Below are 23,223 nucleotides of genomic sequence, written 5' to 3'. Positions count from 1 at the left end.
AACAATGTACAGTGTATAGTGCACAATTTACGATTAGTGCATAATTTACGATTAGGATAAATATGAATTTTTTTAAATCTCTACCTATATTTCATAAAATTTTAGCAATTTTAGCCATCGCTATTTTGAGTTTTGCTATTAATTTACTTATTAATATTACAGCTATTTCTAAAAATCAAATAGTATTAAAAACAATTCAGAATACCACTATTCACCTTGTTAATTTAACGAGTGAAAATGTAAGTAACTGGCAACGTATCGATGAAATTTATAATCAAAGTGTTTCTTTTGGTGATGAAGAATTAATTGCTCAAGCTACTCAATTAGTTACAGTGTTGGCCGATAACCTAAAGCGTATTAGCTCACTGGAGTCGTCATTTTCTGATACCTCTAAATCAGTCTCATTGAGTAAAGAATATAATGATATTGCTAGAAATATTTCCATAGGGTTTATCAACGAAGAAATTGATTTTCAAGCGACTGCCACAAAGAATAGTATTGAAAAGAAATCTGATATTTTTAAACAAGTTACTGAGATTTTAGTGCGAGATAAAGAAAAAGCGGCGGAGATATTTAACAGACTTGTTGAAGAAACGGTTACTAACTCAAGTGAATCAAGAGATTTAAGTATTTTAGTGGGTATTTTATTACTGATTATAATGTCGCTATTAAGTATCGTGATAGCGCGTTCAATTAGCCATTCAGTATTAAATATTGATGCTTCTTTAAAAGAATTGGCTGAAGGTGATGGCGATTTAACCAATCAAATTGAAGTTACAAGTCAAGATGAACTTGGTAATGTTGTTAAGCATTTTAATGCTTTTACGCAGATACTACGAAGTATCGTTTCAAACGTTATCGATGTTGTGCCCCCTTTGACAAAAAGTGCAGAACAATTAACTGATAAGGTACGAGATGTTCATGAAAATGTACAAAGCCAAGCGGAAGTCGCTGAAATAACTAAACAGTCTATGGTTGAAATGCAATTTAGTGTGACTGATATTGCTAAGTCTGCTGCAGAAGCGGCAAATGCTGCGGGCTCTGGAGAAGTAGAGGTCAACCGAGGTATGGAAAATGTTCAGCGTTCTTTGTGTATATCAGGCGAATTAGTACATGAAATCGGTAATGCAGCCGATGTGGTTGACAGACTTGCGAAAGACTCTCAGAATATGAACAAAATACTAGACGTAATTAATGGCATAGCAGAACAAACAAACTTATTAGCACTAAATGCAGCTATTGAAGCGGCTAGAGCGGGTGAGCAAGGTCGTGGTTTTGCTGTCGTTGCAGATGAAGTAAGAAGTTTAGCTTCTAGAACTGCATTGTCTACGACCGAAATTCGAGGACTATTAGACAAGCTTATTTCAGCGGCTGATCAATCAGTAAGTACGATGGGATTAGCACGAGAAAAAGCAAATAACAATGAAGAAATTTCTTTAGCTGTCGATAAATCATTAACCAAGATTAAAGAGCAAATTGGTCATATCAGTTCGATGAACAGCCAAATAGCGACGGCAACAGAAGAGCAGTCGTGTGTAGCTGAGACAGTTGTAAATAATATTGAGCAGATGTATAACAGTTTTGGTGCTACGCAAGCAGCCATTGAAGAAATTGGCAATGTGGCGCATTTAGTTGATAAGAATGCCGTAAAATTGCAGACGGCTACATCGAAGTTTAAAGTATGAATTTATCCTTCCATTAATAAAAAATCGATGATTTTGTTCATGTCTAGATCAAAATCATCGGCTCTAACGCCTTTTATAATAAAATCTTTATCGCTTGATAAGTCAATATCTTCTGCCATCACATAACACCCATCTAAAGCATTATAGAACGAACGTACTTTAGGATTGGTTGGGTCACCGTCATTTCTACTTTCTACAATAGCCAGTTTATTTGAGCTTAATTCAACTAATGACCCAACAGGATAGACCCCCATGCATTTTATAAATAAGTCGACCAAACGCTGATCCAAGTGTTCTTTTATTGCTAAACTTCGTAAAATACTGAACGATTTTAAATGGCTATAGCCATCTTTGTAACAACGATTAGCCGTAAGCGCATCGAAGATGTCACAAATGGCAATCATCCTGCCATACGAGGAAATTTTTTCTTTAGGGATATTAAAAGGATAGCCGGTACCGTCAAGTTTTTCATGGTGAAGTGCAGCAACTTCAAGGCTTAATTCAGAAATTCCAGGTGTAGATTCTATTATTTTTATTGAATGATTAACGTGGCTCTTCATAACGGTAAATTCAGCATCTGTTAACTTCCCTGGTTTATTTAAAATGCTGTCAGGGATATTGATCTTACCGACGTCATGTAAAAATGCCCCTACAGAAAGTAGCTGAATAATTTTTTTATCTATTTTCAAAAATCGTGCGAAAATCGTCATTAATACTGAAACTGATACAGAATGTTCTAGTAAATACTCATCTTTTTTTCTGATATTTATAACACATGCTAACGCATCCGGGTTTTTAAATACTGTATCAATAGTTTGATTGGTAATTTCAATCACAGGTGTTAAATTGAGTTCTCGTCCATGCTGGGCATCTGCAAATATCTGCCGCTGAATTTCTTTTGATTCATTAAATAATTTTTTTGCTTTAGTGATCTCTAAAATAATGGGTGATCTTTTACTGACTGATTCGGTGCTAGCCTTGTTATTACCAATAATATTATCACCAGCATCAAATGTTAGGGTTTTACTCGTATCTATTAATAAGCTTTCGACCCCCTTACTGCGTAAATTATCAATAACTTTGGTGTTTTTTATGTGCCCAGAGGTGGTTAAATTATAAGTTCCTTGTTGTTTAGCAATATCAACAACAAAATGTCCTTTCAATAACGCTGCGATTTTAATTTCAACAATCATAATCAAATTAACTCGTTAAATTAATGCCTGCTCTCTATCATTCTTGAGCTGATATAAATGTATATCAGCCTCTTTTAATAGTTCGGCCATTGATCGCTTTCCATCACTTGCTGCTACACCACAAGTAATCGTTATTGGTAAAGCTATGTTTTGATATGGCATGGGGTTATTGATAAAAAATTGACTTAAACGTTGAGCAGCCAGCTTCGCTTCTTGTTGACTTTGGTTTGCTAATACCACAACAAATTCGTCACCTGCGTAACGAAAACAGCGGTCATTTTCTCTGATTAAACGTTGCAAGGTTGTCGCGACATATGACAGTACTTTATCACCACAATCATGGCCATGTTGATCATTGACTCGTTTAAACTTGTCACAATCTATAAATAATAATGAGAAGGGTACACCGTATCTATGCTGGCGTAGCAACTCTTCAGAAATACAAACCTCCATTAACCGACGATTAGCTACACCGGTTAATCGATCATAATGCGCCATATATTCAAGTTGTTCCCGAATTAAAACATTCGATAAACATAAACTAACTTTAGTCCCTAGTTGTTCTAAATGAAAGGTGCCTAATTTATTACTAAAACGGTTTTTATCGCTATCAGAAAATAATAAGCTACCAAACAGTTGTCCTTCTAATATTAATGGTATTAGCGCAAGAGACTGTGATTGAATGAGCAAGTCACTGGGGATTACTGAAGGTAAGTTGTCTAATTCATTAGTCAGGAAAGGTTTGTTATCATGGTGAAAAGCTTGCAGTTGCGCTAAAGATATTTTGGTACTGTGTCGATGTTGCCAATTTGATTGTAACTGTTCATTAAACAAGTAGCTAATAGCTGTTGGTTCAACTAAAAGTAAAGTAATAGAAGTGATATTGAATTTTTGTTTTACCGAGTTCAATAAGCGCTGGAGAAGTTCTTCACATGACTTACTTGCAAGGACTTCCTTTTCTATTTCAAACAGTTTCAGAGCGATGGTTTCATTAGCTTTAGAGTTGGCAATTAATTGCTCAATTTCTAATTCAGACATAATTATTTCTTGTTTTATTAGATTAATTTGATTGTGTTCTTTTCTAAACCATTGTGCAAGAGCAGAGTTATGTCAGCAATGGTAGCAATATTGCTTTTTGTTATTATTGAAAAATTACATTTTTTGACACAAAAAATTGTCATTTTTATCACTTAACCTTTTTTATTTTCAGCCGATAAACTAATACTTATGAAATTTTTGAATTTTTGAATTTTTGGATTGTAATTTATGCGAGTTATATTATTAATTTCAGCTTTGTTATTTTTTGTCAGTAAGACCTGCTACGGGCAGAGGCTAGAGGCTGTTCAAATTTACACTGATAATCAACTTTTAAGTTTGATTAAAGAAAACAAGCACTTAGGTCGGGTTGTGCTGGATGATTGTCAGCTTGTGCAAGATATTGAAGCACGAGCAACAAAGTCTAAATACCCGTCATATCAATTTCTTTGGGGTGATATGCTTGCTTACGGTGTCTGCGTCAAAAAAAATGTCCCGCTTGGACTTCATTTTATGAAAAATGCGGCCGACCAAGCGTTGCCCGAAGCTTTAGAGCAATTAGGTCGCTATTACCACACCGGCAAGTTTATGCAGATAGATATTGAAAAGGCGGTATTTTTCCTCAAAGAGGCATCAGCCGTTAATAATTTAAGAGCACAAATTCGTTTGGCTGACATTTATGCGCAAGGTTATGGGAGTCCGTTGGATTACCCTGAACTATATGCCCAACTTCATGATTCCGTAACAAGTGATAAAAAAATGCATAAACAAATTGCACAACTATTAACAGGTTTGGCGAATAAAATGCCTGAACATATTGTCAACGCAGCCAAAAAAGGTAAATTCTAAATTTTTAGTGTATCGATGTGTTTTTTGCATAACATCACTTTGTTAATTCCCGCTAGTACTCAATATGCAGACAGAAGGGTGCTTGGCAAGCCCATCTTAGTTATAAAGGTGTTCCCTTATAAATAGTTATGCACATTTTTAGTGATTGATAAAAGTTAGCTTTTTGATTTTATACGGATAATGGTGTCATTTTTCTGCTCAAAAGGTACTATGATAGGACTCAAAACCCATTATATGGCGTTACTTAATTTAAAAATTGAACAATCATTCTCTGGACTTATTACTTTCCTTATAGCGTTTTTAATTCACATTGATAACCAACGCTTTGAATGGTAACGGGTATAGGTATATAATTGCTGTATTAACACATTAATCGAGTTTATCCCCTGAAAGATCCTCATCAAAAACGCGAAGCACAAAAATACGACAATCCAGTGGCGAGTCGAGAATTACTATTATCAATAATAGAAAACTCTGCTGTGCCACTTAATTTTAAAGCGATATGCAAAGCTTTGAATTATCATGATGAAACGCATCATGTTGGCGTAAAACGACGTTTGCGTGCTATGGAAAATGCAGGTCAGCTTGTTTTTAATAAACTTAAGCAATATGTCATTCCTGCCAAAAATAGTTTGATCACGGGTAAAGTTACCGGTCATCGTGATGGTTTTGGCTTTTTTATACCTGACATTGCTAAAGGTGAGAAGCCAGGCAAAGATTTTTATATTTCATCTCATGAAATGCAACGGGTATTCCATGGTGATATTGTTAGTGCTATTTTAGTGGATCGTACCGATCGCAAAGGCCGACAAGAAATTAAAATAATTGAAGTCATTGAACCGCGTAAAGCCGGTATTGTTGGCCGTTTCTATGTTGAACATGGTATCGCTTATATTGTTCCAGACGATGCGCGTATTAAACAAGATATTTTGATTGAACCCGAAAGTAAGCTTGGTGCACGCCACGGACAAATGGTGGTGGTCAATGTTCTGCATCGCCCATCAAAACGCAATAATGCCGTAGGTGAAGTGATTGAAGTCTTAGGTGACCATTTAGCACCAGGCATGGAAATTGACATTGCTCTACGTGAGCATGATTTACCGCACGAATGGTCTTCTAGCGTTATTGAAGAAGTTGCAACAATAGCAGACGAAGTCGAAGACGAAGCAAAAATTTCACGAGTTGATCTACGTGACTTACCGCTAGTTACTATAGATGGCGAAGACGCCAGAGATTTTGATGACGCTGTTTACTGTCAGCCTGAAGAATCCGGTGGCTGGCGTTTATGGGTGGCTATAGCCGACGTAAGTTACTACGTACGTAATGGTACAGCGCTTGATGATGAAGCTATATCTCGTGGTAATTCGGTGTATTTCCCGAGCCAAGTTATTCCTATGTTACCGGAAAAACTATCTAACGGTTTATGTTCATTAAACCCTGATGTTGACCGTTTATGTATGGTTTGTGAAATGAGTATCAGTGCGTCAGGTGAGTTGTCGGGTAGTAAGTTCTACTCTGCGGTTATGCGCTCACATGCGCGTTTTACCTATAGTAAAGTAGCAGCAATGCTATCGGGTGAAGACGCAACCGAAAAGGCAGCGTTGCGCGAACAATATCAGCCATTAGTCGGCGATTTAGAAAATTTATATCAAATGTATTTAGCATTAAAGACCTCGCGAACTAATCGTGGTGCCATTGCCTTTGAAACGTCAGAATCTCTATTTTTGTTTAATAGCGATCGTAAAATAGAATCAATTGTGCCACTAATTCGTAACGATGCGCATAAAATCATTGAAGAATGTATGGTTTTAGCGAATGTGGCAACAGCAAAGTTTGTTGAAAAACACCAAATGCCGGGCCTATTCCGTGTTCATGACAAACCGAGTGAAGACAAGTACAAAAACTTTGTCAGTTATTTAACTGAACTCGGCATATCTTTGCCAACGCGAGAGCAACCAGAACCTGCTGATTACGCTAATATTTTAAACCATGTTCAAGGTCGTCCAGATCAAGAGCTGATCCAAACTATGTTGCTGCGCTCAATGCGCCAAGCAGTTTATCAAAGTGAAAATTTAGGACATTTTGGTTTAGCACTCGAGTCTTATAGTCATTTTACTTCGCCAATTCGTCGTTATCCAGATCTGGTTATTCATCGCGTGATTAAAGCGATTCTGGCAAAGCAAGCACAAAGCGCTAACGAAAATAATGAAGCAAACGCCGGATTTTATCAATATTCGCCCGAAGAAGTTATTGAACTAGGCGAACATTGTTCAATGACCGAACGTCGTGCTGATGACGCGACTCGCGATGTTGCTGATTGGCTGAAATGCGAATTTATGCAAGATCACGTTGGTGATACTTTCACCGGTGTTATTTCAACCGTTACTAATTTTGGTCTATTTGTACGCTTAACCGATTTACATATCGAAGGCTTAATTCATATAACCTCTTTAGGGCATGACTATTATCACTTTGATGATGTGCGCATGTGTTTGAGCGGTGAACGTTCGGGCACTAAATATCGTATTGGTGATGTTTTAGAAGTGAGTGTTGCCGCAGTAAACTTGGATGAGAAAAAAATAGATCTCGTTTTGTCGGGCGAACAAGCGCCCAAGAATGGTGGTAAACCTGAAGGTAAATCGAAAGCCAAAAGCACCGGGCTAAGAAAAAATGCTGATCAGGGTTTTAATAAGCCGAAAGGAACTGGCGACAAAGGGGCGCCTAAAAAGCCAAAAGACAAGAAAGCAGAAAAGTCAAAAGCTAAAAAGCGTACTGCACGAAAAAAACGTCCGGGTAAAAATGCCCGTAAAACAACCGAATAACAGGTCGATATTGTCAGTGATGATGTAGGTCGACCTGAAAGACGTAAAGCTTAATGTAAGCAAGTTAAAGAAGACATCGAAAAGAGAAAACCATGGCGAAGCAAGACGAATTAGTATTTGGCATTCATGCAGTTAATGAATTAATTAAACGTGCTCCAGAACGCTTTATAGAGCTTTTTTTACTGAAAGGGCGTGAAGATGAGCGATTAATGACCATCATCAACTTGTCAAAAAAGTATGGCATTTCAATGCAGTTGGTTAGTCGTAAAGTGCTTGATGAAAAAAGTGAAGGCGAACAACATCAAGGAGTATTAGCGCGAATTACTCAAGGAAGAACATATACTGAAAACGATATAGAGGGAATTCTTGCACAAGCTAAAGAAAAAAATGAAGCGCCATTCCTGCTTATTTTAGATGGGGTAACCGATCCTCATAACCTTGGTGCATGTTTAAGAAATGCTGACGCTGCAGGTGTTCAGGCTATTATTGTTCCAAAAGATAATGCCGCACGCTTAACAGCAACCGTACGTAAAGTCGCTGTTGGCGCAGCTGAAACCGTGCCTCTGGTACAAGTCACTAATTTAGTGCGAACAATGAAGCAGCTTCAAGATAATGGTGTTTGGATAATTGGTACTGCTGGTGAAACAGAACATTGTTTATATGATGAAAAATTAAGTGGTCCTATGGCCTTGGTCATGGGCGCTGAAGGCAAAGGCATGCGCCGTTTAACGCGTGAAACTTGCGATCAGTTGGTCAAGTTACCTATGGCTGGTAGTATTTCAAGCTTAAATGTATCGGTAGCATCAGGTATCTGTTTGTTTGAGATAGTACGTCAACGCCGTTCATAATGTTGTAGGGCGTTTTTTAAACTGTATTAATGTACAAAAAATGCTGCGGTCGTACAAAATATACTATGATGAAAAGTGTAATATAATCAAGGTACATTTCAGTATGACTGCATCAGGTAATGAAACAGAAAACAAGACAGTGAGTTGTTTACCTGTAAAAAAGCTCACTAAAAAAATGTTTAGCGGAGTTATGTTACTTGTGGCTTATTTATTTATGATTTTTTAGCCTCACCATTAGTTGCTTAACCTTTTTACCGTATTGCAGGGAATAAGGTGGTACCCCCCGCTCATTTTTGCCAGCTCAAGTGCATTGTCTGGCTTTGCGGGTGAACTAGGCACACGTTTACCCAAGGTGCCTACGTTTATTTTGATAAAACTAACAATGCAGGTGGACTGAGGGTCGTCCAGTCTATTTGAAAAGTCTTGATGATGGTTACGAACCTTTCAAAACTCTCAAGAATATTCCGTTTTTTTAAATGACGATAGTATTTTTGCGCTTTTAAACTATGTAGTAAACACCAACAACTGCCGTAGTTTCGCCTTTTATTGAAAATAAACGCTTGCCTTTTCTCATGCCATTTACAGGCGCTAATTTTTACGTGAACTCGTTACAGAAAATATATCTCATTTAAGAGCCAGTTATTATTAATAAGTTGATGCGCAAATTCAGTATCTAGTTAAAGAAGAAAAGATTACTAAAATAGGTTTGTTGATACAGGCTGATGCCTTAGGTGTTACGGTTGAAAAAGGCTATATCAATATTATGAAAAAAATATGGTACTGAACCGGTTGTTATTACCTGTTATCGACGTAATATTAAAGATATTGTGCTTATGTTAGCGTACTAAAAGATAAAAATGTAGAAGCAACCGCTTTTGTTGGTAAGTATGAACGGTTTGCCGAGTTAGTTAATATAGCTGCCGAACAAGAATTTACGCTTTCTTTTACTGCCGCATCTTTTCTTTCAAGTCATGACCTCTCCCTCAGAATATGCAGCAAAGTCGGGTGCTTTTCACTGAAGTTATGCCTGAACCTCGAGTTGTATTTTAAGTATATGTAATGAATTTATGAGTGACATGAAAAAAATAGGCGTAGTGGCTATCGACCAGGTTTAACTTGAGGGTTATGTGAATGGTTATCTATTCACCGAAGTGGCGATGTAATGTGCAGAATTTCTACATCAAACTTGTTTCCTCGATAGTATAAAAACTAAGTCTTAATTATATCGATTAACATCAGTTTGACTCAACCTCACGGGCACTATTTCTTTATTACTCTATATACTTATATTTATCTTGCTTTCGTTGCTTGTTTTTACTACACTTCGCGACCTTAATTCAGCCCGAACTTTTGTTCCTTGCCTCTTTCTGGTGTTTGGCTGAGCCAGCTAATGAGGCTACAACCGTAAGGAGCTCGTAATGCGTCATTACGAAATCGTATTTATGGTTCACCCTGATCAGAGTGAACAAGTACCTGGCATGATCCAGCGTTATACTGACTTGATCAATGCTGCTGAAGGCAAAGTCCACCGTCTTGAAGACTGGGGCCGTCGCCAATTAGCATACCCAATCAATAAATTGCACAAAGCACACTATGTTTTATTAAACATTGAAGCGCCACAAACAGTTATTGATGAGCTTGAAACAGCTTTCCGTTACAATGATGTTGTTATCCGTAACATGATCATGCGCACTAAAACTGCAGTAACTGAAGCGTCAGCAATGGCAGCTGCTAAAGAAGAACGTCGCGACGATCGCCGCGAAGTTAAGCAAGAAGCTCCAGCTGTTACAGAAGCACCAGTTGCTACTGAAACTACAGAAGAAGCTGCGAGCGAATAAGTAACTCGTGACAAACTCTCTTTATGAGAATTGCCTTGTGTTGGTTGGTGAAGTGGTAAAACCACCGAAAAAATCAACAAGCCCAGCAGGTATTCAGCATTGTCAGTTTTCAATGGACCACAAGTCCATACAAAATGAAGCTGGCATGAATCGACAAGCATTTGTCCGGATACAGGTTGTAGCAACAGGTGAACTGTCACAAAACTTAACTCGTGATTTAATTGCGGGCAGTAAGCTTAAAGTGACTGGTTTTATTAACCGTCATGAATCAAGAAATGGTAACCCTCTTCTTGTCTTACATGCTCAACATATTGAAATGATTAATTAAGGTGTTTTTATTGGTTTGTTAAGTCAGCCAAATAAATACACCATATTAGGAGAAATCCATGTCTCGTTTTTTTAGACGTCGTAAGTTCTGCCGCTTCACCGCGGAAGGTGCTACCTCTATCGATTATAAAGATATTGCTACACTGAAAAACTATATCACTGAAAGTGGTAAAATCGTTCCTAGCCGTATTACTGGTACAGCTGCTAAATATCAACGTCAACTTGGTCGTGCGATCAAGCGTGCTCGTTACTTAGCGTTATTACCATATACTGATTTACATAAGTAACCTAAAAAGGGGTTTTGAAAATGGAAGTAATACTTCTTGATAAAATCGCCAAATTAGGCGGCCTTGGTGACAAGGTATCAGTTAAATCTGGTTATGCACGTAATTTCTTATTACCTCAAGGTAAAGCAGTATTTGCATCTGAAGCTAACGTTGAACATTTTGAAGCACGTCGTGCTGAAATTGAATCTTCATTAGCGGCAACTTTAAAAGCTGCTGAAGCTAAAGCTGCTAAAATCGTTGAATTGGCTGAAATCACTATCGCATCATCTGCGGGTGACGAAGGTAAATTATTCGGTTCTATTGGTACTAAAGATATTGCTGATGCAATTACTGAAGCAGGCGTTGAAGTAGCGAAAGCTCAAGTACGCATGCCTTTAGGCACAATCCGTGAAACGGGTGAATTCGATATCGCTATTCACTTACACAATGATGTTGACACTAGCATCAAAGTTATCGTTATCGCTGAAGCTTAATTTAGTTCGCTAAGTTAAACTGATAAAATACCGCTATTTCTTTTTAAGAATAGCGGTATTTTTTTATCTAAAAAAGAATAATCTGAAATGCATCATTATAAAAGCCAATGGTGTGAGCCAAATATTATTTAAAAGTTGGAATTAACCAATGCTCAGCATCAAGTAAGCCTCGTTCTATCAACCCACCAATGCCTTGTAATCCTCCTGTATGTAGCAAAACGATACGATGTCCTTGAGGAAAGTAATGCTGTTCAATTAAGTTCATTAGCGCCAAAATCATTTTACCTGAATATACCGGTTCAAAAGTAAAGCCAGTTTGTTGGTTAAAATTTTGTATTTTTTTGATATCTTCTTCACTAAATTTAGCATAGCCGCCACAGTGAAATTGAGACATTATTTTCCAGTTACTATAATTTGATGAATCTACGAGTAATTCATTTACTTGTTCGTTTAAATAACCGTCTTGTTTTAGTACCGAAATACCTAAAAGGTTATGCTGATTATTGTCTGCTTGTATGAGCCCCGCTAATGTGCCGCCACTGCCTACCGGTGTCAGTAAAGTATCAAATTCACCTTGTTGGTTTAATTCAGTTATTATTTCACCAACGCCAGTTAACGCTAATTCATTACTCCCACCCTCAGGTACTATGAGGTAGTCAGGGTATGCTTGTTGTAATTCAGCTAAGTAATCTTTATTTTCACGTAATCGATAAGTTTTTCTATCAACAAAGTGTAGTTCCATCCCCCATTGCTGTGCCATTGATAAGGTGAAGTTACTCGCGTATTCCTTTTCACCGCGAATAATACCAATACACTTTAGCCCTTGTTGTTGGCAGGAGAATGCCAGAGCATGGATATGATTAGAAAAACTACCACCAAAACTAAGCACACCAGCATAGTGATGTGACTTAGCATAATGTAAATTAAATTTTAACTTTCGCCATTTATTACCAGAGATAACAGGGTGTATAGCGTCGTCGCGTTTTATTGAAACAGCGATCTTATGCCTTTCAAATAAGGGGTGTGAAATTGCCTGTAATTTTGATTCTATTTTCATAAAAGGTAATGTTATTCTTTACTTAAATGTAACTATTCGATAAAAAACTTGCGCCTTGAATGGAATAGGGGATAATGATTTTAGAGATTTGACTATAAATAATAATATTGATAAATGTCACTTATTACAAAAATAAATAATATTTTCTCAAAAATTGAGTCTACAAACTTGTTAGGTGTAAGCTTACGCCAGCAATCTTTTGCCTTTTTCTCTCGTCCCGAGCAAGGTGAACCTCAGTTTCAGCAAATTAATTCTCCATTGGCAGAACACCCTCAACAGATAAAAATTCAACAAGAAAAGTATCAGTTGCATGGACAATGTCATCTAGTGCTCGCTTCATCGCAAACACAAATCGTGCAAGTTGATAAACCTAATATTCCTGAAAGTGAATTAAATGACGCACTAAAATGGCAAATAAAAGACCTTGTTAATTATTCTCCAGAAGATATGATACTTGATTATTTTAATGGTCCAACGCTTTCCGGTGGAAATGAAAAAATAAATGTAGTTTGTGCTTCTAAAAAAGAAATCTTAACCTTGATTGAACCGCTTAATCATGATGGTTTAATCTTAAAGTCGATTACCACTGAGGAATTTGCTTTTGCCAGTTTACTCGCCGTACAAGACGATGCGTGCTTAATGGTTTGCCAGCAACCCAATGAAGAAATAATTCTGTTGATTATTAAACAAGGGAAAGTGTTTTTCTCACGTCGTTTACGTGGTTTTGCTCAAATTGCCAACAAAACAGAAGAAGAGTTATCATTGGGTATTGTTGATAATTTAAACCTAGAAATTCAACGCTCAACCGATTATTTTGAACGCCAACTAAAGCAAGCACCAATACGTTCTATTGAAGTTATTGTACCTATAGCTAATGAGGCTGTATTAGCGCGTAAACTTTCTGAAAACACCAATGTAGCTGTAAATTTACTCACGATGCCTGAGGGGTTTCATCATGCCCGAGAATTTGCTGCAACCCTAGGAGCTACGCAATTGAATCATATGGAGCCAATCAGCTAATGGCAAAAAATTCAATTAATTTACTGCAAACAGGCTTACTGCCTAAAAAAGCGTTAGTGACATTACCCCGTGTCGTTATGCTTTGGTCTTTGGTCTTTATCTTCATGTTGTTTTGGGCTTTCTTTAATCATTATCAGGTGAAAAAATTAAGCGCTGAGCGCCTAACACTCACTGAGATAAAAGCGAATCAAGACAATTTACTTGTTCAACTTGAAAATCAGTTAACCGCTAATCGGGCTGACGCTAAAGTGATTGAAGAGCTTGCGATACTGAAACATTTATTGAAAAACAAAAATGTATTACTGGGTGAGCTAACGGATCCAACCCATACATCAGTTGCAGGCTTTGCATCATCAATGACTGAATTGTCTTTAATGCATCACAAAGATATTAGTTTACAGCATGTTAATATTACCTATAAAGACTTAACTTTCTCTGGTTTAGCGCGAACACCTGAAGCGGTACCCGCCTGGTTAGCTAAATTTGAAAGGTCAAAATTTTTATCAGGTAAATCATTTATCAATTTTTCTTTAAACGAAAACGAACAAAAACTTACTGAGTTTGTCGTTAGCTCTAAACCAAATGCCGGGGGCGCTAATGAGTAAACAATGGCAAGGGTATTGTGAAAAATATGTCTCCATTACACCTCGTGAACAATATATGGTGTTACTGACCGGACTCATTGCAATAATTTTTATTATTTATAGTTTTTTTATTGATGATAATGGCGTGAAAATGGCGACGTTTGAACAGCAAATTGTGCAACTTAGTAGCAGTAATCGTACGGCTAAAACGTCTATCGACTTAATGGAAGAAGGCCTGTTGCAAGACCCTAATTTAGCACTCAACAGACAAATTTTGCAATACAAAGAAAGAGTAAGAAATGTTGATGTAAATCTATTAAAATTGACTTCAGACTTAATTGATCCGGTTCAAATGCGTTATGCGTTAATTAAGTTACTGCACACACAAAAAGGTGTTTCTTTGCAATCATTTCAAGTGATTGCGGCGCAACCTATAAATAGTTCAACTAAAGTTGTTAAAGCTGGTGGTAATAACGTTACTCAATATGAGACTAATCAGCAAGAGTTGGTACTCTATCGTCATGCAATAAAAATTAAATTAAGTGGTAGCTACTTCCAATTACGTGATTATCTAACCCAGCTTGAGGCATTATCGTGGAAGTTTTTCTGGCAAGAGTTTAATTACCAACTTAAAGAATATCCAATCAGTGAATTAGAAATAGAAATGTATAGCTTAAGTACTAAACAGGAGTTTATCGGTGTTTAAAAACTTAACTTTTGGTCCGCTGTTTTTTGTCCTTTTGCTTATCCCCTTTGAGGGCGATGCTCAAGACATTGACCCCACAAAACCGCTCTCGGGTTCGGGGTTTTCATCGAAGACCTCAGCAGAAGCAGCAAAAAAAGCCGAATTAATATTAGAAAGTATTATTCATGGTTTCGAAGTACATACGGTGGTTATTAACGGCCAAGTGTTAAAAGTCGGTGACTTTATTCACCAATATGAATTAGTAGCGGTGAATAACACCAGCGTAGTCTTACGTTCAGCAGAAAAACGCTTAAAGCTTAGTGTTTTTTCTAGTGTCGTGGTTAAATCAAAATGAAAAGATATGATCAAATGAAAAATACCCAAAGAAAGATTTATTCTTTCACATTAATTTTAGCGTTACTGGGTTGTCAAACGGCACCTAATAAACCGACAGAAATGATTGATGCGCTAGACAAAGCCATTGAAGAATCTAGCAAACCTGCACCGAAGGCGTTAACACAAGTCCCTAATGCTATTCAGCAAGAATTAATGCAGCGTAATATAAGCCAAGCGCGAGAGGGTTTATTAGCAGAGAAACGTTTAGAAATTGCAGCAAGCGATGTTAGCGCTCAAGAGTTTTTTGCGGCCTTAGTTGATGAGTCATCTTACAGCGTTGCTGTTCATCCTGATGTAACAGGAACTATTACCCTAAATTTGAAAAATAATACGCTTAACGAAGTACTTGATGTGGTCGAAGAAGTTTACGGCTATGAAATTCGTCGCAATGGCAAAGTTATACAAGTTTATCCAGCGGGTATTCGCACAGAAACGATCCCCCTCAACTACTTGTTCGTCAAGCGCTCAGGTATGTCGAGCACCAGTATTAACTCTGGTGGTGTGTCAGAAAACGATCAAAACAATAGCAATAATAATTCAACCAGCAATTCTAATAACTCAGGTAGTTCAAATGGTAATAGTCAAAACACTCAGCAAGGAAGTAGCGGTATCAATATTTATACCGAGACTAAATCTGATTTTTGGACTGAACTACAGGAAAACTTAACCGTACTTGTTGGTACTGAGGAAGGGCGTTCCGTATTTGTTTCTCCACAAGCAGGTTTAGTCACTGTACGCGCTTTACCTGAAGAAATAAAAGTCATTAAAGATTTCATTAATGAAACGCAAACCCATTTACGTCGTCAAGTTATTATTGAAGCTAAAATAATGGAAGTTACGCTTAATGATGATTACCAGCAAGGTATTAAGTGGGACCAAGTCTTAGGAAGTATTGGCAGTACTGATTTAGCTTTTTCAACGACGGGTGCTATTGCGGGTAACTTTATTTCCAATGCTATTGGCGGTACAAGTAGTCTGTCTATTAGTAATAAAGATTTTTCAGGTGTTATTGATTTATTGTCAACACAAGGCAATGTGCAAGTACTGTCAAGTCCAAGAATTACCGCAACTAACAACCAAAAAGCAGTCATTAAGGTTGGTGGCGATGAGTATTATGTTACCGAGGTTTCAAGTACAACGACAACCGGTACTTCTACAACAACGACACCAGAGATTAACTTAACGCCCTTTTTCTCAGGGATAGCTTTAGATGTTACGCCACAAATTGATGGTAATGGTGAGGTTATTCTTCATGTTCATCCTTCTGTTACTTCAACGGACGAACAAACCAAAGTAATTAAATTGGGTAATGAAGAAATCATTTTACCACTTGCAAAAAGTAGCGTACGAGAGTCAGATACTATTATTCGCGCTAAATCAGGTGAAATAGTTGTTATTGGTGGTTTAATCGAAACACGAAAAGTTGAGTTAGAATCTAAAACACCTTTCTTAGGTGATATTCCATTTATGGGTGAGTTATTTAAAAGTAAAAGCGAAACCACTCAGAAAAAAGAACTGGTTATTATGCTCAAACCTATTGTTGTTGGCCAAGATACTTGGAAAAACCAACTACAAGATGCACGTTCGCTGTTAAAGCACTGGTTCCCTGAAGAGAATGATTTTTCTCAAAGTGAAAAAGGTAAGTCTAATGATTCAAGCAATGATCAATAATAGTCAGTATTTATGTATCTTTACCATTTTGGCTTAACGGAACTTCCGTTTACGTTAACGCCTAATACTGCATTTTATGTAGGGTTAGAGCCGCACAATGAAGCCTTAGCAGTATTACTAACTGCTCTGAAAGCGGGTGAAGGCTTTATTAAAGTGATTGGTGAAGTAGGTACGGGCAAAACCCTCCTTTGCCGAAAATTGCTTAATGAAATACCCGAGCACTTCGTTACTGCTTATATTCCCAATCCTTACTTGAAGCCTGACGAACTACGCCGTGCAGTAGCGGTTGAATTGGGGGTGAAACAAGCACAGCGTATGTCTGCTCAATTACTGACTCAACGTATTCAACAGCGATTATTAGAACTGCATTCAGCAGGGCATTCGGTTGTACTCATACTTGACGAAGCACAAGCTTTACCGGAAGAAAGTCTTGAGGCTTTACGGTTATTTACGAATTTAGAAACAGAAACGCGTAAACTTTTGCAAGTCGTGTTATTTGCTCAGCCAGAATTAGATGAACGCTTAGCCACAACTAGGTTTAGACAACTGAAGCAGCGCATTACTTTTTCTTATAAATTACGTGCAATGACCGCACTTGAAGTACAACGCTACATTCAGCACCGTATGCAAGTAGCAGGCTATAAAGGCGCTACTTTATTTAATAGCGCTTTATCGAAGAGAGTGGCGAAAGTGAGTATGGGGATCCCACGCTTAGTTAATGTACTCTGTCATAAAATGTTGATGTTAAGTTATGGACAAGGGCAGTATCAGATAACTAATAAGCATTTAACCGCTGCAATAGAAGATACTGAAGCTACAAGGCAAGTAAGTTACCTTAAAGTGTACTTAAGTATTGCGGGTGTGCTTCTTTCTACAGTATTAATTGCTTATGTTTTGAAAAATTATGGAGTGATCGCTTGAGCGTAATTAATCAAATGCTAAAAGATTTAGACCAGCGTCAAGCTGACCAAGGAGGAACGAGTCATTTTACCGTACCCGTTGATTCTCCTTCTTCGAATAAAAAAATTATTTTTATCAGCTTAATTGTCATTGTTTTATTAAATACGGGTGGAATTTTTATTTGGCAAATGTATGTTGAAAACCAAGCATTAAAGGTGTCAAAAGCGTTAGAAATTAATCACAGTCAAAAACCAGTATTAAAAAATAGCAAATTAGATAATAGTGCTCATGTGGTTAAAAATGAAAGTACAAATCAGGCTAACAATAGCAACATAACTACAGGCTTGCTAAAAACTCAGCAGAATAAAGCTGATATAGCTCAAATTATTCCACCAATAAATAAGCTTACCCAAGACAATATCAGTAAAATTGAGGTGCCTTTGGCAACAATGAGCACGGCAACTTCTTCTTCAAATAATCTGCAAGCACCTGTTACATTAACGTCTTTGCCAGTAACTAAGTCAACGTTAAAAATATCGCGGAAAGAACTCTCACCAGATGCATTAGCCAAACAAAAATTAATACGCGCTGAACAGGCCCTGGCTAACAAGGATATTGCTAAGGCAGAAAGTTTATTTGAAGATGTGTTATTGGTTATACCTGAGCATAAAAGCGCAAGAAAGCAATTAGCGGCATTATGGTTTGGACGTCAAGCTTATTCAGATGCATTAAATTTACTTTCACAAGGTATTAATTTATCACCTAACGATAGTGAATTTCGTCTGATGAAAGCCCGAATTTATTTAAAAAAGAACAGAATACGACAGGCATTTACCACTTTAAACAATATACCTAATGTTAATGACGTTATTAATGTTGAGTACCAGAGTTTACGAGCAACAATGGCTCAGCAGCTTAATGAATTCTCGTTTTCCGCAGAGGCGTATCAAATTTTAGTCAGCATTGAGCCTTCCTCTAGCCGTTGGTGGTTAGGCTTGGGTGTCGCTTTAGATAGTAATAGTGAATTTGAGCAAGCGAGTTTTGCGTACAAAACCGCATTAAATAAGAACGGGTTATCTGGAAGCGCTGAAAATTTTGCCCGTCAGCGTATTACCGAGTTGGGAGAATAATTATGGCAGCACCTAAATTAAAGATGCGCCTTGGCGATTTATTAGTACATGAACATATTATTACTAATGAGCAGCTAATGCAGGCACTCAATAGCCAAAAATCTACTGGGCGAAAATTAGGGGATACTTTAATTGAGCTTGGTTATATAGGCGAGCGTCAATTACAAGAGTTCCTTGCACAGCAACTTAACGTACCTTTTTTAGATATTAGTCAGCGCTTCATTCAAAGCGAAGTCGCGTTATTGTTGCCTGAAGTTCATGCGCGTCGTTTACGTGCTTTGATCATTGAAGATCAAGGTGGCAGTGTGTTACTCGGTATGAGTGACCCTGCTGATTTAAGTGGTATTGATCAGCTAGAGCAAATGCTTGCCCCAAAAAAGTTAAACCTTGCTGTCGTTATGGAATCTCAGCTTTATCAAGCCTTCGATGCGTTATATCGACGCACGGCAGACATAGAGTCGTTTGCGAGTCAGTTAGAAGAAGAATACGAACAAACAACTGATTTCGATTTATCGTCAACCTTTTTAGATGACAGTGGTGATGCAACCGTAGGTAAATTATTACAATCGGTTTTTGAAGATGCCGTGCAAATGCGTGCCTCTGATATTCATATCGAACCTGATGAGAAATTACTCCGTATCCGTCAACGTATCGATGGTGTATTACAAGAAAACATTTTAAAAGAAAATAAAATTGCCTCAGCTATGGTGCTCCGATTAAAGCTCATGGCAGGCCTGGATATTTCAGAGAAGCGCTTACCACAAGATGGCCGTTTTAATCTTCAAATTAAAGGGCATAATATTGACGTTCGTATGTCTACCATGCCAGTACAACATGGTGAGTCAGTCGTTATGCGTTTACTTGATCAATCTGCCGGACTTTTATCACTTGACCAAACCGGTATGCCAGCCGATTTAGTCGCGCGGGTACGCCATCAAATTACACGGCCACACGGCATGGTGTTGGTCACAGGACCTACAGGTAGCGGTAAAACAACTACGTTGTATGGTGCACTAAGTGAACTAAATCAATCAACTAAAAAAATAATAACCGTAGAAGATCCTGTTGAATATCGTTTGCCCCGCATCAATCAGGTACAAGTTGCGCCAAAAATAAATTTGAATTTTTCAACAGTACTGCGTACAGCATTACGACAAGATCCTGATATTATCATGGTGGGCGAAATGCGTGATCATGAAACAGTAGAAATTGGCTTACGAGGTGCATTAACCGGTCACTTAGTGTTGTCAACACTGCATACAAATGATGCTATCACCAGTGCGTTAAGGTTAATAGATATGGGCGCAGCAGGCTTTTTAGTGGGTAGTTCACTGCGGGCGGTTATTGCTCAACGTTTAGTACGAAAAATTTGTGAACATTGCGGTGAAGATCACACGCCAGACAGCCAAGAAATGATGTGGCTTACCCATCTCGCTGGTGATGAAGCAGCAACCGTGACATATAAAAAAGGGCGTGGCTGTCAATCATGCCAGTACAGCGGCTACAAAGGGCGTATTGGTGTTTTTGAATTATTAGAAATGAATGAACCTATGATGGCGGCGCTTAAACGTGATGACCCAGAAGCGTTTACCGAATTAGCGAAAGCAAATCCAACATTTACACCCTTAGCACAAGCTGCATTTAGTTATGCTAAACAAGGGGTTATTAGCGTGGAAGAAGTACTTCGTTTAGTTGATACTATTGATGTTCAAGGCTAAGAGTAGAGTTAATTATGGCGACATTTAGTTACGTGGGCCGAAGCTTTAGTGGTTCGCAAGTTAAAGGTACAATAGAAGCAGCAAACGCTAATGCTGTTGCTGAGCAGTTGTCGCGGCAAGGCATTATTCCCGTTGCCATTAATCAATCTACAACGAAAGCGAGCGGCTCAACAGATTTAGCTAATATTGATATTGGTGAATTACTGGGGTTTTCTGTTATCTCTCTCGATGAATTGATTGTTTTTTGTCGGCAAATGTATGCACTGGTGCGCTCTGGTGTTCCAATACTTCGTGCTATTAATGGCATGGCGGAATCAAGTACATCAGATAAATTGAAAATTGCGTTAACTGACGTTTCTAGTCAATTAGAGGGGGGGTATGAGCTTTCGACGGCCTTAAATAAACACCCCAAAATTTTTTCACCTTTATTTATTTCACTCGTACATGTTGGCGAAAATACGGGTCAACTTGATGGTTCCTTCTTAAAACTCGCCAGTTATTTTGAACGCGAACAAGACACCCGTAAACGCATAAAAACGGCGATACGTTATCCCAGTTTTGTGCTTGTTGCGATAGTCATTGCGATGATTATCTTAAATATATTTGTTATTCCAACGTTTGCTAATATGTTTGCAAAATTAGGTGCTGATTTACCTATCACAACAAAAATGTTGATCGCGAGTTCAAATTTCTTTTTAAATTATTGGCCTCATCTCCTGGTGGCCTGTGTGTTTGGTTTTTTGGGCCTGAGACATTATTTAAAAACGGTTCGAGGTATGTATTTATGGGACCGACTAAAAACAAAACTTCCTATAGTAGGAGGTATTATTGAACGTTCTATTTTGTCACGCTTTTCTCATAGTTTTTCTATTGTATTAAAAGCGGGTGTGCCTTTAACCACGGGGTTAACCTTAGTGTCTGATGCGGTTGATAACACTTACATGCGAGATAAAATTTTAGCGATGCGTGGTGGAATTGAAAGTGGTGACAGTTTATTGCGCTCAGCTAATGCCAGCAAACTATTTACGCCTCTCGTCCTACAAATGGTTGCAGTAGGAGAAGAAACTGGCCGTGTAGACGAGCTATTAGAAGAAGTGGGTGATTACTACGAGCGTGAAGTTGATTACGAACTCAGCACATTAACGGCTCGTATTGAACCTATTATGATCGCTATTGTTGCTGCTATGGTATTAGTACTCGCGTTAGGTATCTTTACCCCAATGTGGGACATGATGTCGGCTTTTAAAGGTAAATAATATCAACCGTTAAAGTCACACTTGATGACTGTAGATATCAATCGTTACTTTGAGCACGTTTCAGGGTTTACATAGTAAAAACATAATAATGTTTTTAAGTACTTAATTAGTAAGAATATGACATTACAACAGGTTAGTGCTAAAAAAGGGAAGTCTGTGGCAGAGAACCTGATCATAATGGCTATGATTGGTTTACTGATGGCGACATTTATTTATTATTTCTTTAAACAAGAAGCGCATTTATCTCGAGTCGGTTTTGATTCGGTTGCCAATACCTTTTCTGCACGGGTTACGGGTATTCATGCGCAATGGTTTATGGATAATAAACCGCGTTGGGTTATTATTAAAGAAACGACAACCGTAAATGGTGCTAGTGACACCAATCGTATTGAAGTTAATAAGGCGGGTTGGATTGATGTCGCTTTAGCAAATGGCACAAGCAATCAAAATGAGTGTCGTAAAATATGGCAACAGGTGCTAACAACGCCTATGGTTTATATGAAGCAGCCTATTTCAGCTGTATCGGTAAATATAAAGACAAATACAGCGACACAACAAAAAAATCGTTCGTGTCAGTATAGTTTGCCAAGTGGTGAGTATTTTGAATACCAGCCGAGTAACGGCAAGGTAAGTAGAATCAAAGTACGTGAGTAGCGAAAAAAAAATTATTTTTACGTATAGGTTAAAAAATGTAATTAAAGCTCACTAAGTAAGTGACTTTATTAGTAAATCGTTGTTAGAATCAATTAATAGTGCCGGTGAATGTACTGGTAAAAAAAAATAGAGGTTGTTATGAAGAAGCAGTCAGGTTTTACATTAATAGAACTGGTTATCGTTGTTGTTATTTTAGGGTTCTTAGCTGTTACTGCTATACCTAAGTTTCTTGACTTAACTGATCAAGCTAAGCAAGCCAATATTGAAGGTATGGCGGGCGGCTTTGCCACAGGTATTTCTTTAGCACGAGCACAATGGGAAGCTGAAGGCAGAAATAATGATGGCGCAGTGCCACCAAAAAACTTTGTGAATTACGATGGTGTTACATTATATCTGACAGTCGAAGACACGGTTAATAACATCAGACCAGGTTATGTACTAGGCACTACTGCAACAGCATCTATTGCAGCGGTTAATTGTATTTCTGTTTGGAATAGCCTTTTTCAGCAACCTCCTACTATTGCTCAATACTCAGGAACTATTGCTGTATCGGTTAATTATATCGCCGCAACCAATACAACCAATGCTAATAACCCTTACTGTATTTATTATCTAAAAGAAACATTAGATAAAAATGTTGCTGGTGGCTATGCAGACCCAGGCACATTAATAACGAAAGGGAATAACTTTACCTACTCGCCAGCAAATAGCACGGTAGCGATAAATATCAATGTAAACCCTAGTTAAACTTAAATAGACACATAAATAAAAAACTTTAAAGCTATAAACTATAAA

At 37.8% G+C, this 23,223-nt stretch carries 22 protein-coding genes; 19 read left to right on the top strand and 3 right to left on the bottom strand.

Going from position 1 to position 23,223, the window contains the following annotated elements; genetic code table 11:
- Window positions 1-62 precede the first annotated feature (62 nt).
- A complete protein-coding gene (locus tag H4J52_RS15520; RefSeq protein ID WP_182225124.1) occupies window positions 63-1,685 on the top strand; it encodes a methyl-accepting chemotaxis protein in 1,623 nt (540 codons plus the stop codon).
- Window positions 1,686-1,687: 2 nt separating this feature from the next.
- Here the strand turns inward: H4J52_RS15520 and H4J52_RS15515 are convergent, their stop codons facing one another.
- Both H4J52_RS15515 and H4J52_RS20310 read right to left on the bottom strand, forming a co-directional pair.
- Window positions 1,688-2,878 carry an HD-GYP domain-containing protein gene (locus H4J52_RS15515; RefSeq protein ID WP_182182154.1) on the bottom strand — a complete coding sequence of 397 codons (1,191 nt, stop codon included), beginning with the start codon at window positions 2,876-2,878 and terminating at the stop codon, window positions 1,688-1,690.
- A 15-nt stretch (window positions 2,879-2,893) separates the two neighbouring features.
- The gene (locus tag H4J52_RS20310; RefSeq protein ID WP_310649625.1) at window positions 2,894-3,943 is read right to left on the bottom strand and encodes a DUF484 family protein; all 1,050 of its coding nucleotides are present in this window, start codon (window positions 3,941-3,943) and stop codon (window positions 2,894-2,896) included.
- Between the two features lie 201 nt (window positions 3,944-4,144).
- Here H4J52_RS20310 and H4J52_RS15505 point away from each other — a divergent pair, with 201 nt between their 5' ends.
- From H4J52_RS15505 to rplI, 7 genes are all read left to right on the top strand, one after another.
- Window positions 4,145-4,762 (top strand): tetratricopeptide repeat protein, encoded by a 618-nt coding sequence (locus tag H4J52_RS15505; RefSeq protein ID WP_182225122.1) that lies wholly within the window; start codon window positions 4,145-4,147, stop codon window positions 4,760-4,762.
- 434 nt (window positions 4,763-5,196) lie between these two features.
- Window positions 5,197-7,584, top strand: coding sequence for a ribonuclease R (rnr, locus tag H4J52_RS15500; protein WP_404851987.1), 2,388 nt, complete (start codon window positions 5,197-5,199; stop codon window positions 7,582-7,584).
- A 92-nt stretch (window positions 7,585-7,676) separates the two neighbouring features.
- Window positions 7,677-8,432, top strand: a complete 756-nt coding sequence (gene rlmB, locus H4J52_RS15495) for a 23S rRNA (guanosine(2251)-2'-O)-methyltransferase RlmB (RefSeq protein WP_182182151.1) — start codon at window positions 7,677-7,679, stop codon at window positions 8,430-8,432.
- 1,418 nt (window positions 8,433-9,850) lie between these two features.
- Window positions 9,851-10,270, top strand: coding sequence for a 30S ribosomal protein S6 (gene rpsF, locus H4J52_RS15490; RefSeq protein ID WP_182182150.1), 420 nt, complete (start codon window positions 9,851-9,853; stop codon window positions 10,268-10,270).
- A gap of 7 nt (window positions 10,271-10,277) precedes the next feature.
- Entirely contained in the window at window positions 10,278-10,598 is a 321-nt protein-coding gene (priB, locus tag H4J52_RS15485; protein WP_070375546.1) for a primosomal replication protein N, read from the top strand.
- Between the two features lie 58 nt (window positions 10,599-10,656).
- Complete coding sequence (rpsR, locus tag H4J52_RS15480; RefSeq protein ID WP_070375547.1) at window positions 10,657-10,884, top strand: 30S ribosomal protein S18; 228 nt, start codon at window positions 10,657-10,659, stop codon at window positions 10,882-10,884.
- Window positions 10,885-10,904: 20 nt separating this feature from the next.
- Window positions 10,905-11,357 (top strand): 50S ribosomal protein L9, encoded by a 453-nt coding sequence (rplI, locus tag H4J52_RS15475; protein ID WP_182182149.1) that lies wholly within the window; start codon window positions 10,905-10,907, stop codon window positions 11,355-11,357.
- Window positions 11,358-11,481: 124 nt separating this feature from the next.
- On the opposite strand, the gene H4J52_RS15470 is transcribed toward rplI, so the two are convergent.
- Window positions 11,482-12,414, bottom strand: a complete 933-nt coding sequence (locus H4J52_RS15470) for a 1-aminocyclopropane-1-carboxylate deaminase/D-cysteine desulfhydrase (RefSeq protein WP_182182148.1) — start codon at window positions 12,412-12,414, stop codon at window positions 11,482-11,484.
- A gap of 114 nt (window positions 12,415-12,528) precedes the next feature.
- Here H4J52_RS15470 and H4J52_RS15465 point away from each other — a divergent pair, with 114 nt between their 5' ends.
- From H4J52_RS15465 to H4J52_RS20305, 11 genes are all read left to right on the top strand, one after another.
- Complete coding sequence (locus H4J52_RS15465) at window positions 12,529-13,434, top strand: hypothetical protein (RefSeq protein WP_182182147.1); 906 nt, start codon at window positions 12,529-12,531, stop codon at window positions 13,432-13,434.
- Entirely contained in the window at window positions 13,434-14,039 is a 606-nt protein-coding gene (locus H4J52_RS15460) for a PilN domain-containing protein (RefSeq protein WP_182182146.1), read from the top strand. The genes H4J52_RS15465 and H4J52_RS15460 overlap by 1 nt, the downstream gene beginning before the upstream one ends.
- Complete coding sequence (locus tag H4J52_RS15455; protein WP_182182145.1) at window positions 14,032-14,724, top strand: hypothetical protein; 693 nt, start codon at window positions 14,032-14,034, stop codon at window positions 14,722-14,724. Before H4J52_RS15460 ends, H4J52_RS15455 begins: the two co-directional genes overlap by 8 nt.
- On the top strand, window positions 14,717-15,058 hold the full coding sequence (locus H4J52_RS15450) for a hypothetical protein (protein ID WP_182182144.1): 342 nt from the start codon (window positions 14,717-14,719) through the stop codon (window positions 15,056-15,058). The genes H4J52_RS15455 and H4J52_RS15450 overlap by 8 nt, the downstream gene beginning before the upstream one ends.
- 14 nt (window positions 15,059-15,072) lie before the next feature.
- Window positions 15,073-16,770 carry a pilus (MSHA type) biogenesis protein MshL gene (gene mshL / locus H4J52_RS15445; RefSeq protein ID WP_182182350.1) on the top strand — a complete coding sequence of 566 codons (1,698 nt, stop codon included), beginning with the start codon at window positions 15,073-15,075 and terminating at the stop codon, window positions 16,768-16,770.
- Between the two features lie 12 nt (window positions 16,771-16,782).
- Window positions 16,783-17,691 (top strand): ExeA family protein, encoded by a 909-nt coding sequence (locus H4J52_RS15440; RefSeq protein ID WP_182182143.1) that lies wholly within the window; start codon window positions 16,783-16,785, stop codon window positions 17,689-17,691.
- Window positions 17,688-18,800: a lipopolysaccharide assembly protein LapB gene (locus tag H4J52_RS15435; protein ID WP_182225120.1), complete on the top strand. Its 1,113-nt coding sequence runs from the start codon at window positions 17,688-17,690 to the stop codon at window positions 18,798-18,800. The genes H4J52_RS15440 and H4J52_RS15435 overlap by 4 nt, the downstream gene beginning before the upstream one ends.
- Before the next feature lie 2 nt (window positions 18,801-18,802).
- Entirely contained in the window at window positions 18,803-20,518 is a 1,716-nt protein-coding gene (locus H4J52_RS15430) for a GspE/PulE family protein (RefSeq protein WP_182182141.1), read from the top strand.
- 14 nt (window positions 20,519-20,532) lie between these two features.
- Complete coding sequence (locus H4J52_RS15425; protein WP_182225118.1) at window positions 20,533-21,774, top strand: type II secretion system F family protein; 1,242 nt, start codon at window positions 20,533-20,535, stop codon at window positions 21,772-21,774.
- 117 nt (window positions 21,775-21,891) lie between these two features.
- On the top strand, window positions 21,892-22,428 hold the full coding sequence (locus H4J52_RS15420) for a hypothetical protein (protein WP_182182139.1): 537 nt from the start codon (window positions 21,892-21,894) through the stop codon (window positions 22,426-22,428).
- 138 nt (window positions 22,429-22,566) lie between these two features.
- On the top strand, window positions 22,567-23,175 hold the full coding sequence (locus H4J52_RS20305; RefSeq protein ID WP_182182138.1) for a type II secretion system protein: 609 nt from the start codon (window positions 22,567-22,569) through the stop codon (window positions 23,173-23,175).
- Window positions 23,176-23,223 lie beyond the last annotated feature (48 nt).

The sequence above is a fragment of the Colwellia sp. MB02u-14 genome (genome assembly GCF_014076915.1).
In the GTDB taxonomy this organism is placed as follows: Bacteria; Pseudomonadota; Gammaproteobacteria; order Enterobacterales; family Alteromonadaceae; genus Colwellia_A.
Note: the sequence above shows the minus strand (reverse complement) of the source record. Positions and strands in the feature narration are given on the sequence as shown.

Excerpts from the sequence above, each read along its gene's own strand:
- H4J52_RS15520 (WP_182225124.1), top strand. The coding sequence starts at position 63 with ATGAATTTTTTTAAATCTCTACCTATATTTCATAAAATTTTAGCAATT.
- H4J52_RS15515 (WP_182182154.1), bottom strand. The coding sequence starts at position 2,878 with ATGATTGTTGAAATTAAAATCGCAGCGTTATTGAAAGGACATTTTGTT.
- H4J52_RS15505 (WP_182225122.1), top strand. The coding sequence starts at position 4,145 with ATGCGAGTTATATTATTAATTTCAGCTTTGTTATTTTTTGTCAGTAAG.
- rlmB (WP_182182151.1), top strand. The coding sequence starts at position 7,677 with ATGGCGAAGCAAGACGAATTAGTATTTGGCATTCATGCAGTTAATGAA.
- rpsF (WP_182182150.1), top strand. The coding sequence starts at position 9,851 with ATGCGTCATTACGAAATCGTATTTATGGTTCACCCTGATCAGAGTGAA.
- rpsR (WP_070375547.1), top strand. The coding sequence starts at position 10,657 with ATGTCTCGTTTTTTTAGACGTCGTAAGTTCTGCCGCTTCACCGCGGAA.
- rplI (WP_182182149.1), top strand. The coding sequence starts at position 10,905 with ATGGAAGTAATACTTCTTGATAAAATCGCCAAATTAGGCGGCCTTGGT.
- H4J52_RS15470 (WP_182182148.1), bottom strand. The coding sequence starts at position 12,414 with ATGAAAATAGAATCAAAATTACAGGCAATTTCACACCCCTTATTTGAA.
- H4J52_RS15465 (WP_182182147.1), top strand. The coding sequence starts at position 12,529 with ATGTCACTTATTACAAAAATAAATAATATTTTCTCAAAAATTGAGTCT.
- H4J52_RS15460 (WP_182182146.1), top strand. The coding sequence starts at position 13,434 with ATGGCAAAAAATTCAATTAATTTACTGCAAACAGGCTTACTGCCTAAA.
- H4J52_RS15455 (WP_182182145.1), top strand. The coding sequence starts at position 14,032 with ATGAGTAAACAATGGCAAGGGTATTGTGAAAAATATGTCTCCATTACA.
- mshL (WP_182182350.1), top strand. The coding sequence starts at position 15,073 with ATGAAAAATACCCAAAGAAAGATTTATTCTTTCACATTAATTTTAGCG.
- H4J52_RS15440 (WP_182182143.1), top strand. The coding sequence starts at position 16,783 with ATGTATCTTTACCATTTTGGCTTAACGGAACTTCCGTTTACGTTAACG.
- H4J52_RS15430 (WP_182182141.1), top strand. The coding sequence starts at position 18,803 with ATGGCAGCACCTAAATTAAAGATGCGCCTTGGCGATTTATTAGTACAT.
- H4J52_RS15425 (WP_182225118.1), top strand. The coding sequence starts at position 20,533 with ATGGCGACATTTAGTTACGTGGGCCGAAGCTTTAGTGGTTCGCAAGTT.
- H4J52_RS15420 (WP_182182139.1), top strand. The coding sequence starts at position 21,892 with ATGACATTACAACAGGTTAGTGCTAAAAAAGGGAAGTCTGTGGCAGAG.
- H4J52_RS20305 (WP_182182138.1), top strand. The coding sequence starts at position 22,567 with ATGAAGAAGCAGTCAGGTTTTACATTAATAGAACTGGTTATCGTTGTT.